General features: G+C 51.6%; 1 protein-coding gene. It reads right to left on the reverse strand.

Going from position 1 to position 221, the window contains the following annotated elements; genetic code table 11:
* The coding region (locus STRDD11_RS13950; protein WP_206512734.1) for a hypothetical protein at positions 1-210 on the reverse strand (210 nt) is incomplete at its 3' end.
* Positions 211-221 lie beyond the last annotated feature (11 nt).

Raw genomic sequence — 221 nt, forward strand, 5'->3', positions numbered from 1 at the left:
CCTGGAAAAATCCGTGGATTCTCCGAACAGGCTATGCGGAAGATACGCCTGTCTTTCCTGCTTTTCGGAAAGCCAAAGCGCCGGCTCTTGCCAGAGATGGCGCCCGTCTGCCAAAAAAGCCACATCCCGATTCTCAATCATTCCCTGCAGTTTGGAATCTTCATAGCCAGAATCCAGAGTTATCACCTTGGCCCGTTCCCAGTCAACCACCTGTTCATCTT

The sequence above is a fragment of the Streptococcus sp. DD11 genome (genome assembly GCF_001578865.1).
Taxonomy (GTDB): domain Bacteria; phylum Bacillota; class Bacilli; order Lactobacillales; family Streptococcaceae; genus Streptococcus; species Streptococcus panodentis.